Below are 16,732 nucleotides of genomic sequence, written 5' to 3'. Positions count from 1 at the left end.
GCCTATGTTGAATACAACAATTATTTTGCCTAAAGTCTATAATGGAATTCACTTTGGAGAAAAGGAAAACACTACGGAAATTATTTTCCTTGGTAAATTTTATGAGTCCAGCGGTACTCCAAAAGTTCCATATGGAGGAGGCGTAAGATATGGCAGAAAAGGCGATAAACATTATGTAGCTGTTGACAGCTATTCAGCCTTATCTGAAACAGTAGCTTATATTATGAAAAGGAATCCTCAATACAAAATTGAATGTACTGTAAAAAAAGAAGGGAAAGAAACACACGGTTATGTTTGTGCATATGAAAGCCCCTGTCAGGAATGGGAGCTTGGATTAGTAGTCATCTGCATTGATCCTAACTTTTAGATATAAAACCTGGAATACCATGTCTGCATCAAATACTAATCATACTCGCATAACACAAGGATTTCAGTTCCTTTTACAGGTTCTTTCCCCGTATATTGCCCGCGAACTGCGCGGTGTATTTGGATCAGTCTGGTGGAATACGGGGGTTCTCGACAGACTGTACGACGAGCAGAAGCGCAACCTTCCCCGGAATGGAGACGATGAAACACTTACGGCTTCGCTGGACATCTATCTTTGTCTGCTTTTGCTTGATCTGCATTGGAATGAGATTTTCCGCAAAAAGCTCCCCATGGATTGCCGTACATGGGCCAAGGAACTCGTGGGCGTACGCAACCGCTGGGCACATATGGGGAATGAAGATTTCAACGACGACGATACCTGGCGCGCGCTTGATACCATGTCCCGCCTGTGTGAGCAGTTGGACGCCAAAGCTGCGGAAGAGATTCGGACGCTGTTGCGCGTTGCCCGATATGGATCATCGGCTGGTTCCATGTATTCTGTCTCGTCTGGTCAGACTGCACAGCAGACTGCGGGTAGCAACGGCAATGCCGGAATGCTGAGAGTTTCCCCTGCTGGACTTCCCTGCTGGCGTGATGTGATGGAGCCTCACCCCGATGTGGCTCAGGGGCGCTATCGTAACGCTGAATTTGCGGCAGACCTTGCGCAGGTGGCACGTGGCGAAGGTTCCTTTGAATATCGTGATCCCGTAGAGTTTTTTGCCCGCACCTATGTGACGGAGGGCATGAAGGGCCTGCTGGTGCAGTCTGTGAGACGTGTGACCGGCAAAGACGGCGAGCCGGTTATTCAGCTGAAAACGGCCTTCGGCGGCGGCAAAACACACAGTATGCTGGCGTTGTATCACTTGCTGCGCGGCAAGGCCCCGCTGGAAAAAATCCCCACAGTCCGCCCAGTGCTTGAAGAAGCGGGCGTAGGACACCTGCCCGCCGTACACGTAGCCGTGCTTGTAGGAACGGCGCTGGACCCCAGTCGCAGTCGAAGGCCGCAGAATCTTCCCGGCGTTACTATCAATACCCTGTGGGGCGAAATGGCCGCGCAACTCGCTCTTTCAGCAGGGAGTCCCAGACTTTACGATATCGTTAAGGAAGCGGATAAAAAAAGGGTCTCTCCAGGCTCTGAAGCCTTGAAACGTTTGTTCGATGCATGTGGCTCCTGCCTTATTCTCATGGATGAGCTCGTGGCCTATGCCAAACGAATCTATGGCGTAAACGGACTTCCGGCAGGAAGTTTCGACAATTTCATTTCTTTTATACAAGAAATAACCGAAGCCGCGCGGGCCAGTAAAAGCAGCCTGGTGGTGGCTTCCATCCCGGAATCGGATATCGAGGTAGGCGGGGAAGCAGGTAAAACCGCACTTGAAGCCATTGAACACACTTTTGGCCGCATGGAAGCCATCTGGAAGCCCGTGGCTGCCAGTGAAGGTTTTGAAGTGGTACGTCGCAGGCTTTTTCTGGATTGCAAAAATCCTTCCGCACGCGAAATGGTGTGCAGTCATTTCAGCGCTCTGTATCGGGAAAATCCAACAGATTTTCCTCTGGAAGTCAGAGAAGTGGAGTACAGGAACCGTCTGCTGGCCTGTTATCCCATACACCCGGAAGTATTTGACCGACTGTATGAAGACTGGGCCACGCTGGAGCGTTTTCAGCGCACACGCGGAGTGCTGCGCCTGATGGCCGCCGTCATTCATGAATTGTGGATGGGCAGCGACGCGGGGCTGTTAATCATGCCCGGTTCCCTGCCGCTGGACGTGTCAGCTGTGCGCGACGAGCTGACGCGCCATCTGCCGGAAGGTTGGAACAGCCTTGTGGACAGGGAAGTGGACGGTAAGCGTTCCGTTCCCTGGCAGCAAGATAAAAATGTTCTTCGTTACGGCAAAGTTCTGGCCTCAAGGCGAGTAGCCAGAACCATCATGCTGGGTAGCGCCCCTACAGTGAGGCAACAAAACGTACGCGGCATAGAAGCCTCACGCATACGTCTCGGTGTGGTGCAGCCAGGCGAACAGATTGCCGTGTTCAATGATGCGCTCGGTTCTCTGCAAAACAGCCTTGCTTACCTGTACACGAATCCTTCAGGGGATCGGTTTTGGTATGATACCCGACCGACGCTACGAAAGACGGTAGAGGATCGTGCGACACAGTTCTCGGCTTCTGAAGTGGAATATGAGATAGAACGCCGCATGAAAAAATTGCGGCTGGAATCTCCATTTAAAGGCATACATATTTGCCCTGCTTCCTCACTGGACGTACCAGACGACCAGACTGTCCGGTTGGTGATCCTCAGCCCCGGCGAGACAGTGACGACTTCATCTCATGGATGCGCAGCCTTGGACGTTGCTGAAAAAATTTGGGAAAGTCGGGGGAATTCTCCGCGAATTTTCCGCAATATGCTGGTTTTTCTTGCTCCTGACCAAACATCCATGTCGGCATTGGAACAAGAAACCCGTCGCTATCTGGCGTGGCAGTCCATTAAAAATGACAGTCAGGACTTAAACCTTGATGCTGCACAAAACAGAGAGACGGAAAACAGCCTCAAACGCAGTAATGAGACTGTTGATCTACGATTGAGTGAAACATGGTGCTGGCTTCTGACTCCGGCTATTGCTCGCTCTGACATGAAAACTCTGGATTGGGAAAAAATAAGGCTCAGCGGTGGCTCAGAGGGAATTATAAGCCGGGCTGGCAAAAAGCTGTTGGAGAATGAGACGGTAATTGATAGGTGGGCTCCTGCGCTTCTGCTGATGGAGTTGGACAGCCTACTTTGGAAAAATGCAGATAGCCTGCAAATAAAAAAATTATGGGAGTATCTCTGTACCTACTGCTATCTGCCGCGTCTTTCCGATTACAGCGTACTTGAAAAGACCATCCAGGAAGGTGTGCAGGGGGAAGATTACTTTGCCTATGCAGCTGGCGTAAGTGAAGGGCGGTTTATAGATTTAAAATATGCTCAAAAGGCATCTATAGATCGCAATGGCTTCATAGTGCGTAAAAGTGCTGCAAAGAAGCAGCTCGAACTGAAACATATGCAGAGTAATCCATCACCTTCTGGATTTGTTACTGATGCGGGAGTTTCGAATCCTCATTCTTCCGTGCAACGGGAAGGCGGGACACCTTTGACTACGGAGCGGACGGGCACAGAGCCCTCCACCTCTCCATCGCCCCTGTCTACGCCCAAAAGTATGCGATTTTTCCTCTCCGCACCCTTGGACGATACCCGCGTTAATCGAGACGTACAGCGTATCCTTGAAGAAGTTATTTCTCAGCTCACAGCAGACAATGGGGTTACGTTGAGTCTGCGGCTTGAAGTGGAAGCTGGTGCCTCAAAAGGCTTCTCACAAGAGACAATACGGGCAGTATCCGAGAATTGTCGGACATTGAAAATCAAGGAGTTTGGCTTTGAGGAAGAAGAGTAGCTTTGCTTTTGAAATAATTACCTTCTTGGCCTTATTGTGAATTGTTGTAATCAAGCTAATGCTTTTCAGCGTCCAACGGCGTCCCTAGAAGTTTTTTGAACTATTTTAATTTTTGAGGTACTTTTGTAGGTATTATCTTTTTGTATATATAAAAATATTTTTAATTTTAGTATGTTATAATTTAAAATTTATCCGCTTGGGGACGCCAACAGAAAACTGAAGGCGCATCACAGTACATCGATTTTTCGAGGTAATGTGGTGCGTTTTTGTTATATAAATATTCTGCCCTTACATTCCCCCTACCCGCCCTCAAGCTGCTTCTCCTTTCAGGCACTCCGTCACCATCTCCCTTAAGGCGTCTTTCCTTAGCTCCATTCTCTTACAATTCCTCTCCCCGTGGCGGAGCGACAATTGTAAGGCCGTAGTAAGACCGTATACAAGTCTCATCACCACGATCTGTATCCGTGGATGCCCCAAGCCGTTTCTGCCCTCGTTCGTACCTGGCGAAGTACGGGCAACGGCTAATCTCGCTGCTCATCCCCACTATGCTCAGGGCACCTTCATTCGGAAAAAACAGAGAAGGCTTGCCTCAAGCCAAGGCAAGCCGAATGAGGCCGTGCACGTGGACAGGCTAAGTGTCCTCAGGGAGTTCAGGAGCCTTACCTCCGGCCCAGCTTCCCTAGCGCATCACGAGAAACGCCCCAGTCGCCCCCCAGAGCCATAAGCTCCGCTTTTGACACTCATCCATCGGTGTTATAATAACCGTTATAGTTTCATGAATGGGGATGACTTCGATGATCCGTTTGAACGCTGACTGGAAACTGACAACGACTGCCTATGCTCATCAGCGGGCGGCGATAGAAAAGCTCTCGCGGCTCAGGGTCGGGGCCTTGTTCATGGATATGGGGACGGGCAAGACGCGCACGGCCCTTGAGCTTGTTTGGCTTCGCAGAAAGCGCATCGCAAAATGTGTCTGGTGCTGCCCCGTATCCCTTATGGAGGAAACCAAAAGGGAAATCCTGCGGCACACTTCCTGTATCGATGCGGACATCCACATGATAGGCCCCCGGACGCGAGAAAAAAACATGCCGCAGACAGGGTGGCATATTGTCGGGCTGGAAAGCCTCAGCAGTTCGCCCCGCGTGGTTTATCTTCTTGACAAGCTGATCGATGGTGAAACGTTCCTTGTGGTTGACGAGTCGACCTATATCAAAGGGCACCGGGCGAAGCGGACACGGCGGCTTATCAAGTTCGGCGCCCGGACTCCCTATCGGCTCATTCTCACCGGGACGCCGATCCAGCAGGGAATCGAAGACCTGTATACGCAGATGGAATTTCTTTCCCCGTTGATTCTAGGCTATACCTCTAGGCGTGCCTTTCAGGGCGCCCTTGCCGTCTTAGCCCCCAAGCGGGCTTTTTCCGCCGAAACCATGAGCCTCGGCGAGGTCTGCCGGATCATAGCCCCCTATGTCTATCAGGTCAGCAAGGAAGACTGCCTGAAGCTGCCTCCCAAAATGTACCGCCGTATTCTGTGCCGTTTTTCCGAAGAGCAAACGATGCTCTATCAGGCGGTGAAGAGCCGCTTCCTAGACGATCTGGACAGCTATGGGACATCCGATCTCGGTACGGCGATTTTCCGTTTATTCAGCGGGCTGCACTCCGTTTCCTGCGGCATTCTGCCTTCCGGCTTTCTGGGGGCGAAACGGCTGAGGAACCAGAGGATGGATGCCCTGTTCTCCGAACTCAAGAAGCTCAAAACCAGCCATGTGATTATTTGGGTGAACCACCTCGAATCGATCGCCGCACTGGATGAGGACTTTCCCAAAGTATTCCCCAAGATGCCCGTCTATACGGTTCACGGCAAGGTTCCGGCGGCGGTGAGAACGACGAAGATCGATCTCTGGAAAAAGAGGGGCGGGGTGCTCATAGCGACGCAGGGAACCGGAGGGTACGGGCTGACGCTGACGGAGTCACATCGGGTCTTCTTCTACTCCGAAAACTGGCGGTATGCGCTCAGGCTTCAGGCTGAAGACAGGTGTCACCGGATAGGCCAGAAAAGCAGCGTACACTACATTACGCTTCAAGGCGAAAGCCGGTTTGACGAACGCATCCGTTCTGCGCTTAGCCGAAAGGCCGACGCGCTTGAGGAGCTGAAAAAGGAGGTCAGGAGGCTGAATGGCAACAAGAACGCCATAAGGAAACTGGTGGAGCAGGCGGTATGAGGCATTGGCTTGACATGGACGTGTTCTCTGCGGCGCGCCTGCGCCTGGAGGAGGCCTTTGACGCTTTCGAGCGGGTATATGTTTCTTTTTCCGGTGGAAAGGATTCCGGCGTCGTCGTCCAGCTCGCCTTGGATATCGCCCGTGAAAAAGGCCGCCTGCCGCTTGATGTGCTGCATATCGATCTGGAAGCGTGGTATGCGCATACCGATGCCTTCGTCACCCGCATCATGACTAGGCCCGATGTCCGTCCGCACTGGGTATGCCTGCCCATCCACCTGAGGAATTCCGTATCGCAGATTCAGTCGCACTGGTTGTGCTGGGATCCCGATGCAAAGGATTTGTGGGTCCGCGAGCTCCCCGCCCATCCGGGCGTCATTGCGGACGAGGCCTATTTTCCATGGTTCAGGCGGGGGATGGAATTCGAGGAATTCGTGCCGCAGTTTGCGGAGCATTTCGCGGAGGGGCGTTCCTGTGCCTCGATCGTAGCCATCCGGTGCGATGAGTCTCTAAACCGCTTCCGAACCATCGCCTCCACGACCAAGCGCCGATGGAACGGAAAAAGCTGGAGCACGGTGACCCCTTCGGGCGTCGTCAACATCTATCCGATCTATGACTGGAAAACGGAAGACGTATGGACGGCCACGGGCAGGCAGGGCTGGGACTACAACAAAATTTACGACCTCATGCACATGGCCGGGGTGGGCATCCACCAGATGCGCCTCTGCCAGCCATATGGCGACGATCAGCGCAAGGGGCTCTGGCTGTTCAAGATGCTGGAACCGGAAACATGGTCTAAGGTGGTTGGGCGCGTGCAGGGGGCCAATTTCGGCAACCGTTACGTTGAGCTTTCAGGAAACGTGTTCGGCAATATCCGCATCCGCCTTCCCCAAGGGCACACATGGAGGAGTTATGCCGAGTTTCTGCTCGACACCATGCCTCCCCCCACGGCGGAGCACTACAGGGAGAAAATCAATACCTTCCTGAAGTGGTGGGCGAAGCACGGCTTTGAAGAAATCCCGCAGGAGGCCGAACCCAAGCTGGAATCCTGCCGCAAAGCCCCAAGCTGGAGGCGTATCTGCAAGACATTGTTAAAAAACGATTACTGGTGCAAGGGATTGAGCTTTGGCCAGACGAAGCGCGATATGGAGCGTCAGGCGCAGCTCATCATGAAGTACATGGAGCTATGATGGAACTGCTGGAATTCAAACATGAAAATGATCCGGCAAGGAACCGGGAGCTGTTCGGGCTGTTGGGGGAGTACGCGGCAAGTTCGTCCATCCGGGAAAAACTGGGGGGCGTTATCAGTTCCGAGCCGGGACGCCTCTGGTTCATCACGACGGAGGAAGGGAAAGCAAAGCGGGTAACGGCCTTCGGATCGATCCGCTTGGGGAAGGAGGGGGCCAATATCCTCCACTTATACGCACTGGAAGAAGGGGCGGACGTTCCGGTCTTGGAACGTTGCCTTGAAAGGGCCCGGGAAAACGGTGCAACGCATCTGACAACCACGGATTTCTGGACGAGGAAAGAGCTGTACCTGCGGTACGGCTTCGCCCCCGTCCGAAAAATCGGACGTTTCGTGCGCTTTAAAAAGGAATTTGAGCGTGGAGATTGATGGACTTCTGGCTGAACTGGAGAATGCCCTCAAGACAGAAAAGGGCAATCTGGACAGGCGCGTTGCCGTATACAATCGCATCGTCGCCTTAGCTGCGGCCTATCTTGATATTCCGCACCCGGTGGCATGTCCGCAGCTTGTCCCGGTGGATGACGTCCGGGGGAACGACTATAACCCGAACAAAGTCGCCCCTCCCGAAATGCGGCTGCTCAAGCTGTCAATCCGCAAGGACGGCTTCACCATGCCCGTTGTGGTGGCCCAAGACGGCAAGGGGCATGTCGTGGTGGACGGTTTTCATCGGCGGCAGGTAGCCAAGATGGACGCACAGATACGGAAAAGCCTCGGCGGGTATTTGCCCGTGGTCAGGCTCGACAAAAGCATTGAAGATCGCATCACCTCCACCGTCAGGCATAATATGGCGCGAGGGACGCATCAGGTGGAGCTTACGGCAAGGCTCGTGACGTTGCTCCGCAAGCACAGTTGGACAAATGAAAAAATAGGCAAGGAACTCGGCATGGACCCGGATGAAGTGTTGCGGCTGAAGCAGATGCAAGGGCTTGCCGAAGCCTTCGCCGACCGGGAATTTTCGCAGGCATGGGATATGCCCCGCCAGAGCACGGCAAAAAGGCAGGAATAAAAGCCCGCAAGGACGTTGTCCCGTCAGGCTGTCCGCGCCGAACGCAACATGACAACCGAATCGCCTTCTTCCTGTTTGAAAAGGTATGCCCGGTACAGGCCGTCCGCTCAAGGGAAGGCGGCGTGCCTCTTGCCGGTTCCGCAGCCTGCGATGGTTAGGACTTCCGCATACCGATTTGCCCTTTGGAAACACGGCATCGGTACGTAGGCAAATAAGGGCCACGATTCCGTTTGGCCCTGTCAGGGTATATAGCTTTTTATCTCCACAGTATGGAGAAAAATACTGGCGTTTTCTCCAGCTTTTCCATCTATGGGCTCCATAGTTGGGCCATTTTATTGGCTATTCCTTTGGAATTTCAAGAAATAAAACATCAGCCGTTTCCTATGGCATAGCCTTTCGTTTACACGCTGTGGAAGGCTGTGTTATAAAAAATGGTTGATGCTTTTTTCTTTGAAATTCCAAAGGGATAACCGGAAAAATGCCTTATCCGTGGCTCCCGCCAAGGGGAAAACCGGATAAAAAGGCCGTATTTTCACCGCACTGTGGAGATGAAACAACCACATACTATAACAGAGCCCTGTGGAAAAGAACGGGGCAGCGCCAAAAAAATTCTTTTGGCATGGTGAGGAGCGCCCTGCCCGAATCCCGGAAACTTCCCACAATAGGCGTCCCTTGCGGCGCAAAAGCGGGATTATGTTGAGCCATTGCGTGTTTTGCACAGGCAAAACATGCGGCCAAAGCCGCAAACGTATCGGCTGTTGTGTGAACCTGTTGAAAAAAGACGGCCTTTCCAATAAGCCAAGCCCCTCTCCTCCTGTCGGCAATCCGCTTGCCGGCATTTCGTCAGGAGTATCCGTACCACCTTGTTTTATCGGGAACCCCGCCTATGGCGGCATCATGCGGCAATAGGCGGCTGTCCTTCACTTCGGAACGGATCCGGGGACATCAACGGCCAATCCCAACGCTTACTCCCACAAGTCCGCAAGGATGCGGGCCGTCCGCTCCAACATGCCTTGCGTATGCAAGGCGGTGAGCCCAAACCGGAGCAAGCCGTCGCCGTGGGGAACCGTAGGATAGCGGGCCGCCAGTGCCAGCACGCCCCTTTCCGCCAACTGTTCCCCAAGGTGGATTGTCCTTGCTTCCCTGCCTGTAGGTACCGCAACAATATGGGCGGTGCCGCGTGTAGGGATCCCAAGCTCGGACAGGCGGGCGCGAAAAAACACGGCGTTGTCCCGAAGCCGGGCGCGTTCGGCTTCAAGCAGCGGCAAGCGTTCCAACAGCTTCAAAACAGCCGCAGCATGGGCCGGAGGCATGGCTGTGGAATGCATGACCGCCGAGGAAAGGCTTTCAAAAAAAGCGGCGAACCCCTTGGGAAGCAGCAGGAACGAACCGAACAACCCCAGCGACTTGCCGAATGTCCCCAGAACGATGTCCGCCGTACCCGGCACCCCGGCGCACAGCCCGCGCCCTCCGGGGCCGAGCGCGCCCACAGCATGGGCCTCGTCCACCATCAGGAAAAAACCGTACTTGCTGCGGAGTTCAGCCATACGGGACAGGTCGAGCTCCGTGCCGTCCATACTGAACAAGGACTCCGTCATCACCAGCGGCTGTACCGCTGCGGGAGGGGCGGAAGCAAGCCGCCGTTCCAGATGCCCATAATCCGCATGGGCATACGTCCGTACATCGGCTTTCCCCAACAGGAGCCCCCGCGCTATGCTGGCATGTACCCGGCGATCCACAAAGACGGGCTGCCCCGCATGGATCAACGCCATAGCGCAAGCGAGGTTGCCCTGATAGCCGCTCGGCAGGAACAGGCATTCGTCAAACCCGAAATACGCCGCAGCCGCCTGCTCCGCTTCTTCGGTGATCCGGCTCCGCCCGCCGGCCAGACGTGACGCCGAAGCCGACGGCGGGAACGCCGCGAAACACTCCCCGACCTCAGCGCGCCATTCCGCAGATGAGGCCAGCCCCAGCCCGTCGTTGAGCGTAAAGTTCAAAAAAGCCCGGCCCCCCATGTGCACGACAGGGCCTTCGCCCGCCATATCCAGCAAAGGCGGCCGCCGTTCAAGCCCTCTGGCCCGGCCTTCCTTCAGCCTTTCATCGAGACATTCGCGGAGGGTGCGTTTTGTGTCAGCCATTGAAAAAGCCGCCTATATCGAGGTTCCAACATATCCCTTCTAAAGGTATCGTCATAAGGCGCCAGCCCGATGCCGAGGGAAACCGACCATGCCGGAACAGCCCCTTTCCCGCATTCCATCCCCAAAGGGCCTTTCCCCGTTTTCGCCGTATTCCCGGCCTCCGGCAACGGGTGGGGACATGCCGGACAAACATCCACCCGATACGTTGCCGCCCGTAAGGACTGCCCCAGCAAAACCGCACGGAATGCCGTCAAGCCATTGAGGGCATCTGTGGGGAATCGGCATTCATCCACCGACAACAGAAAGGCATGGCACGAAAATCCCGCAAGGAACCGCTGATGCAGGGCGGCGGCCTGTGCCGCGGCCTCCAGCCCTTGCCACATGGGGGCCGATTCAAAACGGCGCCACGCGATGAGGTGATCCGGTTCTGCCGCGCCCACCGCGTCCAGCAGGACAAAAGGCCGGGGCACGTTTTCGGGAAGGGCATCATTCATCGCCGCACCGCACTACCAAGGCCGCGTTTTGCCCGCCGAATCCAAAATTCTCCAAGACCCCCACCGGGCCGGGAAACGGGCGCGTTGCTGCGGCAAAATCCAACAGCCCGGAACAAGGTTCGCGCAGGTTCCGAATGGGCGGCAACTGCCCGGATCGCCATGCAACGAGCATCAAGGCCAGCTCCATCCCTCCACAGGCGGCGGAACCATGCCCGATCCATGACTTGAGGGCGGTTATGGCGGGGCGCGCCCCCGCCTGCGCAAAAACCCTCTCCAATAATACGGCCTCACTCCGGTCATTGAGGGGAGTCCCCGTACCGTGTGCGGAAACCCAATCGACGGCATGGGGCTCAAGGCCCGCATCGGCAAGCGCCCCCCGTACCGCCTGCTCCGCAAAGCGGGCCGATTCGTCGGGCGCGGTGAGCGCCCCTCCGTCCAGAGAAACCCCAAAGCCGAGAATCTCCGCAAACACCGCCGCCCCACGCGCCCGCGCCGACTCCAAGGATTCAAGCACGAAGGCGGCCCCACCCTCGCCGGGGACAAAACCGTCACGGGCCTCGTCAAAGGGGCGGGACGCTTCCGACGGCACGGGGTTCCGGCTGAGCGCATGGGCTTTGGCATACCCAAGCATCCCGCCGCGGGAAAGGCGGGAATCCCCGGACGAGCAAAGGACGGTTTCCGAAAGGCCGTACCACACGCGCCGGAAGCCCTCCCCTATGGCCTGCAACGCGGACGTGCACGCCGTCCCGATCACGAGGCCCTCCCCGTGGATATTGAGAAAACGCGCCAACGCGGAGTTTGCGGTATTAGGCAGCCAACGCAAGAGCCATAGGGCGTCGAGCGCCTCGGAATCCGCCGGAGGAAGCCCGTTTTCCCGATCGAAATCCAGCATGGGGCCGGATGCCCCTATCAGGCAGGTCTGTGGAGGCATGTGCGGATCAAATCCCGCCGAAGCCGCCGCCCGAAGGCCGGACAAGACGGCAAACGCCGCACCCCGGTTCAGATAGCGGCGATGACGCCATGCCGAAAAACGGGAATACGCCGCATCATCCCCCAAATCGGAAACGGGGCAGGAGGAATACCCCGGCAGGGCTTCGCTTGGGGCGAACGCCGGGCATCCGCCGGCAAACGCCCGCGCAATGCCGCCCTGCTCCCATCCGAGGCTGGTACAGCAGCCTATGCCGGTGATGACGACCCTATTCATCTTCCTGCGAAGGCAGCGCCGCACGGACGTACGCCGCAATGTCATCAAGGCAGAGCTGCGGGACGGCATCCGGGTTGGACAAACCGAGGGCAAGCGCCTTCACGCGTTCCGGGGAAAGGTAGGGATATTCACGGCGGATAACCGCTTCCGGTTCGCCGCCATGCGCTACGTGGTAACGCAGGGAACGCAGGAACACCACATCGTCATCAACAAGGATGTGGAACGTCTGGCCCAGCCGTGCGCCGATCTCCAACAAGTCGATGGACTCACAAGGCAAATCCGTCATGAGCCGGGTTGCGCCGGAGAGCGTCCGGGGGTCGCGTTCAAAAATGTCGGCAACAATGCCGCATACCTTATCCGTTATTTCCGAGTAATCCATTACTATCCTCAAAATGTGGTTTTCGTCGCCGAAAGCCCGCCATCCAGCGTCACTACCGTACCATTGACCGAGGAGGCCGAAGCTGAAAGCAAAAACGACACGGTTTCAACGGCCTCATCCATGCGGACCAGCCGACCGATAGGCATCCGTTTTTCTGCGCCCTCCCTCCTGTGCTCCAGAAATGCCGCACCCCGCCCGGCATCCAGCCAGCTCAGGCGCAAGGAACAGGCGGTGATCCCCCTTCCAGACAGCTCCACGGCAAGGCTCCTGTACAGGGCTTCGCCAGCCAGCTTGGCGGACGCATAATACCCCTGCCCCTCAGCCGGGCACTCGGCGGCGCTGGATGAAACAAACACGCAGCGCCCGAACCGGCGGGCCAGCATGGAGCGCCCCACCGCGCGGACAAGGCGGGCACGCAGGCCGATATCCACGGCGGCCCATTCCATGATCGCTTCCGGCGCGGCCCCGGCAATCAGGCTTTCAAAACGCGAATGCATCAGGTCAACCAGATGGGCGGGCGGTTCGCCGAGCAGCCCCCGGCACCGTTCCGGCAGGCTTTCCGGTTCGCCGAGCGGAAGGCAACAAAGCCCCGCTTCCCCGCAACGCGCGATCCCTTCGGACGAACGGCAGACGGAAAGCGTTTCCGCGCCCTCCTCCCTGAGGGCACGGGCCAACACCATGCCGAGCTGGCTGCTTCCCCCCGTAATGATGACCGGCCCTTTGAAAAGCAGTTTCATGCCTCCCCCCGCACGGGATCCGCCGCAACAAGGAGCGTCCCCTCAGCCATACGGCGTCCACCGGACAGCAAGACGCACCGGATCGCCGCCGCATCGGGCTGGGGGGTGAATGCGTAATCATACTCCCCCGGCTCAATGAAATGACGGAAGCGGAACCGCTTCACGCCCAGAACACGCCAGCCGGGAAAGAGGGCTTCCGCACCGGTCCGCATAGCCTCAATGACGAGCGTTCCCGGAACCCTTGGGGCACCGGGGAAATGTTCAGCAAACAAGGGGTGTTCCCCAGAAAACCGCCATGTGCCCCGCACCTCGCGGTTTCCGGAGCCATCCACCCGCCCGCCGGGGATAGCCTTTTCATTTTCCATGCTTTTTGTGTACCCATACCAATCCGAAAAAGCAATCCGTCCCCCGCAGCCCCCAAAAATCCGGTATAGGTGTTCCTATCCAGCCTAACTTGCCCCATGCCGCCAACGCTTGGGCAAACGATCAAGCCCCCATAAACATTATCCACCAAAAAGTGCGAACCGGAAACATCCGATCCGCACTTTCATTTGCCATACGGCATCTGCCCATATCAGGCGGGCATCGCCGCAGGCTTGATTACATCAAGAGCCGTGGCAGGAACATGACGAAGTCCGGGCAAGCCGCGACAACGATGATGAGCAGCCACATCGCCAGCAGATAGGGGAACGCCTTCAAAGCGACCTCTTCGAGCTTCACGTCCGTGATCTTCATGGTAATAAACAGGTTCGCGCCAAAGGGAGGCGTCAGGAACCCGGTTTCGCAGCACACCACAAACAGGATGCCGAGCTGGATCGGATGGATGCCGAGGGCGTTCGTGATGGGCAGGAACACCGGCGCGAGCACCACGACCATCGCCAGCGTATCCGCCACGAAGCCGCACAGGAAGATGAAGAACGCGATGAGCAGCAGGGTGATCGTCGGGTCGGTGGAGATGGAGGCGAGGAACGCGCCCACGGTCTGGGGGATGTGGTACAGAGTCAGGAGCCGCGAGAAGGCCATTGAGACGCCAACAAGGATGGTGGCGGAACCGGCAAAGGCCGAGGTGCGGATAAGCGCCGAGGAAATGTTCCTCCATGTCAGCTTACGGTAAACGAACAGGCCGACGAACAGCGTCCAGAGAACGCCCACTTCGGCGGCTTCGGTGGGAGTGAACACGCCCCAGTAGATGCCGCCGAGGATGATCGCCGGGGTCGCCAGCGCCCACTTGCCGTCCCAGATGGCCTTACCCAAGCCTGCAATGGAGAACTTCTCGTTCGTGCCCTGATAGCCGCGCTTCTTGGCGATGCAGTACGCGGTGATGCACATGAGGCTCGTCAGCACGAAACCGGGGATGAAGCCCGCCATGAACAGCCCGGCGATGGACGTATTCGCCACGACGCCGTAAATGATCATCGGGTTGCTCGGCGGGATCAGGATGCCGAGCGTCCCGCCCGTGGCGGAGACGGCGGCCGCGTCGTCCTTGCGGTATCCGGCGGCGATCATGCCGGGAATCATGATGCTGCCGATGGCGGCCGTGGTGGCGGGGCCGGATCCGCTGAGCGCCGCGAAGATCATGCAGGCGAGGATGGTCACCATCGCGAGGCCGCCGCGGATGTTGCCCACCGCCTTCTTGGCGACTTCAATGATTTCGCCGGTGATCCCGGCTGGCTCCATGAGGAACCCCGCCATCACGAAACCGATGGTGGCGATGAGCGGGAACTGGTCCATGCCGGTGTACAGGTTCTGGGGGATGAACTCCATCGGGAACGGCATCCCGATCATTGAAATGATGGAGGCCAGACCGATTACCCCAAACAGGGGCAAGCCAAGCAGCATGAAGACGACGAAGGATATGACGAGCAGCATGGGTTAGTCCTCCCGGCTTTCAAACTCAAGCGTGTTGTTCCGAATATCGCGGCACAAACCCTGAAGCGTCCGAAAGATGGTGAGGGCCATGCTGATCGGAATGATGAGATACGCATACATGACGTTGATCTCAAGGGCGGCGGAAACCTGCTTGAACCTGACCATATTCTCAAGCATGCCAAGGCTGTAGTAGAAGACCAAGGCGCAGAATACGGTGAATATGAGCTCGGAAACGACGTACAGGACCCTGACCAATTGCGGGAAGCGCTTCTTCAACACGTCCATGAACATGAGGATGCGCAGTTGTTCCTTGTGCTTCACGGCGATGGCGACGCCGATATAGGACGACCACACGAACAGATAGCGGCACAGCTCCTCCATCCACGAGAACGATTTGCCGAGAAGGAAGCGCGAGAACACTTCCATGCCGAGCAGCAGGACGAGCAGAGCCAACATGACGGAAACGACAAACTCTTCAGCCCAATCATCGAGCCAGCGCAATATTCCTGACATGACTTCTCCAATAAACGGATTCCGTTTGAAGAATGTGGGAAGGCACCGTCTTCGGAACACTAAGCCGTATCGTCAATTAAGTATAATCTATTGAAATTATTAAACTATTTTTTTCAAATTACAAAAAGATTATTTTAATAACTTCAAATAATTAGGTATTAAATAACGACACAACCTAAAAGAAAGGTACGGGAGAAGACCCAAGGCGCAATCCGGGATTCCCAGCAAGCATCCCTGCCCTGCCATGACGAAAGATGGCATGGAGGAGAAAATGCCGCAGGATACCCGCCGCAATCCTTTCGGATCGGGCCCGCTCCTTCAATTGCCGAAGCGCGGGAGACAAAGACGGATCAGGAAAGGGGCAAGCCGGACGGGGGAGCGAGAGGAAGGGGCAGCATCCCCCTGATGTCCGAGAGGTGGGGTACGAGGAGGGACTCGGAAAAACGCGTCCGCAGAACCTTCGTACACAAAGGGAAGAGAAGCAGAAGAAAAATGACAAGCCGCATATTCGGCAGCTTGTTGGGGGCGGCCTCCGTTGCGGACAGGACGGCCTTGCTTTCTCCAATGAGCTGTTCTGCGGCTTCCTGATGCATGGAGAAGAAACTGGACGTATCACGGATCATGAAGTTCGCTATGCTGATGTCGGGAATGGTGATCTGCTTCGCCTGAATCATCCACGGGCCGTACAAAAGCATCAGCAACAGCAAGATGCCCCCGCACCCGAAGATAAAAAAGCGCACGTATCGCCATACCTGATTCTGCATACGAACTTTTCCCTTTGATTTGAATCCAATCTATAGCCTACTGTTTTTTCTGTCAATATAATTGTGATTTTAAGAACGCTTTCTTTCCTTTTTTCTTTTGGCCCTGCTATGGGATGCGGCTGTTTCATCTCCACAGTATAGCAAAAATACAGCCTTTTCCTTCAGTTTTCCGTTGGCTGGCCCCATAGCTGAGACACTTTATTGATCATTCCTTTGGAACTTCAAAAAATAAGGCATCTGCCGTTTCCTACGGCACGCCTTTCTTTTCCGTTTTCCGTCAAATAACAACCCAATGCCATCCATGACGTATTTTTCCCCGCTCCTCCAATGCCGCTCATCTGCGGCAATGCGCCATCCCCCCTTTCCAAA

At 56.0% G+C, this 16,732-nt stretch carries 15 protein-coding genes; 6 read left to right on the top strand and 9 right to left on the bottom strand.

Translation table 11 applies throughout. The features are described 5' to 3' along the window. Window positions 1-4: 4 nt before the first annotated feature. The 6 genes from AC6I1V_RS01160 to AC6I1V_RS01135 all read left to right on the top strand — a co-directional run bounded on the left by AC6I1V_RS01160 (window position 5) and on the right by AC6I1V_RS01135 (window position 8,265). Complete coding sequence (locus tag AC6I1V_RS01160; protein WP_483969743.1) at window positions 5-367, top strand: hypothetical protein; 363 nt, start codon at window positions 5-7, stop codon at window positions 365-367. A 19-nt stretch (window positions 368-386) separates the two neighbouring features. Beyond that, window positions 387-3,794 (top strand): DUF499 family protein, encoded by a 3,408-nt coding sequence (locus AC6I1V_RS01155; protein WP_497736785.1) that lies wholly within the window; start codon window positions 387-389, stop codon window positions 3,792-3,794. 794 nt (window positions 3,795-4,588) lie between these two features. After that, window positions 4,589-6,016, top strand: coding sequence for an SNF2-related protein (locus tag AC6I1V_RS01150; protein WP_486853689.1), 1,428 nt, complete (start codon window positions 4,589-4,591; stop codon window positions 6,014-6,016). Next, window positions 6,013-7,203, top strand: a complete 1,191-nt coding sequence (locus tag AC6I1V_RS01145) for a phosphoadenosine phosphosulfate reductase (RefSeq protein WP_486853688.1) — start codon at window positions 6,013-6,015, stop codon at window positions 7,201-7,203. Before AC6I1V_RS01150 ends, AC6I1V_RS01145 begins: the two co-directional genes overlap by 4 nt. Continuing rightward, entirely contained in the window at window positions 7,203-7,628 is a 426-nt protein-coding gene (locus AC6I1V_RS01140; RefSeq protein WP_486850218.1) for a GNAT family N-acetyltransferase, read from the top strand. Before AC6I1V_RS01145 ends, AC6I1V_RS01140 begins: the two co-directional genes overlap by 1 nt. Further along, entirely contained in the window at window positions 7,618-8,265 is a 648-nt protein-coding gene (locus AC6I1V_RS01135; protein ID WP_486853687.1) for an IbrB-like domain-containing protein, read from the top strand. The genes AC6I1V_RS01140 and AC6I1V_RS01135 overlap by 11 nt, the downstream gene beginning before the upstream one ends. 965 nt (window positions 8,266-9,230) lie before the next feature. Here the strand turns inward: AC6I1V_RS01135 and AC6I1V_RS01130 are convergent. The 9 genes from AC6I1V_RS01130 to AC6I1V_RS01090 all read right to left on the bottom strand — a co-directional run bounded on the left by AC6I1V_RS01130 (window position 9,231) and on the right by AC6I1V_RS01090 (window position 16,363). Further along, window positions 9,231-10,403, bottom strand: a complete 1,173-nt coding sequence (locus AC6I1V_RS01130; protein ID WP_486853686.1) for an aminotransferase class I/II-fold pyridoxal phosphate-dependent enzyme — start codon at window positions 10,401-10,403, stop codon at window positions 9,231-9,233. Then, entirely contained in the window at window positions 10,355-10,897 is a 543-nt protein-coding gene (locus AC6I1V_RS01125; protein ID WP_483971985.1) for a hypothetical protein, read from the bottom strand. The genes AC6I1V_RS01130 and AC6I1V_RS01125 overlap by 49 nt, the downstream gene beginning before the upstream one ends. After that, the gene (locus tag AC6I1V_RS01120; RefSeq protein WP_486853685.1) at window positions 10,890-12,101 is read right to left on the bottom strand and encodes a beta-ketoacyl-[acyl-carrier-protein] synthase family protein; all 1,212 of its coding nucleotides are present in this window, start codon (window positions 12,099-12,101) and stop codon (window positions 10,890-10,892) included. Before AC6I1V_RS01120 ends, AC6I1V_RS01125 begins: the two co-directional genes overlap by 8 nt. Then, window positions 12,094-12,480, bottom strand: coding sequence for an acyl carrier protein (locus tag AC6I1V_RS01115; protein WP_302552874.1), 387 nt, complete (start codon window positions 12,478-12,480; stop codon window positions 12,094-12,096). The genes AC6I1V_RS01120 and AC6I1V_RS01115 overlap by 8 nt, the downstream gene beginning before the upstream one ends. Before the next feature lie 8 nt (window positions 12,481-12,488). Continuing rightward, window positions 12,489-13,217: an SDR family NAD(P)-dependent oxidoreductase gene (locus AC6I1V_RS01110; protein WP_486853684.1), complete on the bottom strand. Its 729-nt coding sequence runs from the start codon at window positions 13,215-13,217 to the stop codon at window positions 12,489-12,491. Then, window positions 13,214-13,582 (bottom strand): ApeI family dehydratase, encoded by a 369-nt coding sequence (locus AC6I1V_RS01105; protein WP_486853683.1) that lies wholly within the window; start codon window positions 13,580-13,582, stop codon window positions 13,214-13,216. The genes AC6I1V_RS01110 and AC6I1V_RS01105 overlap by 4 nt, the downstream gene beginning before the upstream one ends. 235 nt (window positions 13,583-13,817) lie before the next feature. Further along, on the bottom strand, window positions 13,818-15,086 hold the full coding sequence (locus tag AC6I1V_RS01100; RefSeq protein ID WP_497736782.1) for a TRAP transporter large permease: 1,269 nt from the start codon (window positions 15,084-15,086) through the stop codon (window positions 13,818-13,820). A gap of 3 nt (window positions 15,087-15,089) precedes the next feature. Next, window positions 15,090-15,599: a TRAP transporter small permease gene (locus AC6I1V_RS01095; RefSeq protein WP_302552878.1), complete on the bottom strand. Its 510-nt coding sequence runs from the start codon at window positions 15,597-15,599 to the stop codon at window positions 15,090-15,092. A 350-nt stretch (window positions 15,600-15,949) separates the two neighbouring features. After that, on the bottom strand, window positions 15,950-16,363 hold the full coding sequence (locus AC6I1V_RS01090; RefSeq protein WP_486854986.1) for a hypothetical protein: 414 nt from the start codon (window positions 16,361-16,363) through the stop codon (window positions 15,950-15,952). Window positions 16,364-16,732 lie beyond the last annotated feature (369 nt).

The sequence above is a fragment of the Bilophila sp. T19-St14 genome (assembly GCF_059728385.1).
The sequence above is the reverse complement of the archived record's forward strand: the minus strand, read 5'-3'. Positions and strand labels throughout refer to the sequence as shown.

Bases quoted from the DNA above. Each gene is read 5' to 3' on its own strand.
- AC6I1V_RS01110 (WP_486853684.1), bottom strand. From the start codon at position 13,217: ATGAAACTGCTTTTCAAAGGGCCGGTCATCATTACGGGGGGAAGCAGC.
- AC6I1V_RS01140 (WP_486850218.1), top strand. From the start codon at position 7,203: ATGGAACTGCTGGAATTCAAACATGAAAATGATCCGGCAAGGAACCGG.
- AC6I1V_RS01125 (WP_483971985.1), bottom strand. From the start codon at position 10,897: ATGAATGATGCCCTTCCCGAAAACGTGCCCCGGCCTTTTGTCCTGCTG.
- AC6I1V_RS01095 (WP_302552878.1), bottom strand. From the start codon at position 15,599: ATGTCAGGAATATTGCGCTGGCTCGATGATTGGGCTGAAGAGTTTGTC.
- AC6I1V_RS01130 (WP_486853686.1), bottom strand. From the start codon at position 10,403: ATGGCTGACACAAAACGCACCCTCCGCGAATGTCTCGATGAAAGGCTG.
- AC6I1V_RS01100 (WP_497736782.1), bottom strand. From the start codon at position 15,086: ATGCTGCTCGTCATATCCTTCGTCGTCTTCATGCTGCTTGGCTTGCCC.
- AC6I1V_RS01145 (WP_486853688.1), top strand. From the start codon at position 6,013: ATGAGGCATTGGCTTGACATGGACGTGTTCTCTGCGGCGCGCCTGCGC.
- AC6I1V_RS01090 (WP_486854986.1), bottom strand. From the start codon at position 16,363: ATGCAGAATCAGGTATGGCGATACGTGCGCTTTTTTATCTTCGGGTGC.
- AC6I1V_RS01150 (WP_486853689.1), top strand. From the start codon at position 4,589: ATGATCCGTTTGAACGCTGACTGGAAACTGACAACGACTGCCTATGCT.
- AC6I1V_RS01155 (WP_497736785.1), top strand. From the start codon at position 387: ATGTCTGCATCAAATACTAATCATACTCGCATAACACAAGGATTTCAG.
- AC6I1V_RS01105 (WP_486853683.1), bottom strand. From the start codon at position 13,582: ATGGAAAATGAAAAGGCTATCCCCGGCGGGCGGGTGGATGGCTCCGGA.
- AC6I1V_RS01115 (WP_302552874.1), bottom strand. From the start codon at position 12,480: ATGGATTACTCGGAAATAACGGATAAGGTATGCGGCATTGTTGCCGAC.
- AC6I1V_RS01120 (WP_486853685.1), bottom strand. From the start codon at position 12,101: ATGAATAGGGTCGTCATCACCGGCATAGGCTGCTGTACCAGCCTCGGA.
- AC6I1V_RS01160 (WP_483969743.1), top strand. From the start codon at position 5: ATGTTGAATACAACAATTATTTTGCCTAAAGTCTATAATGGAATTCAC.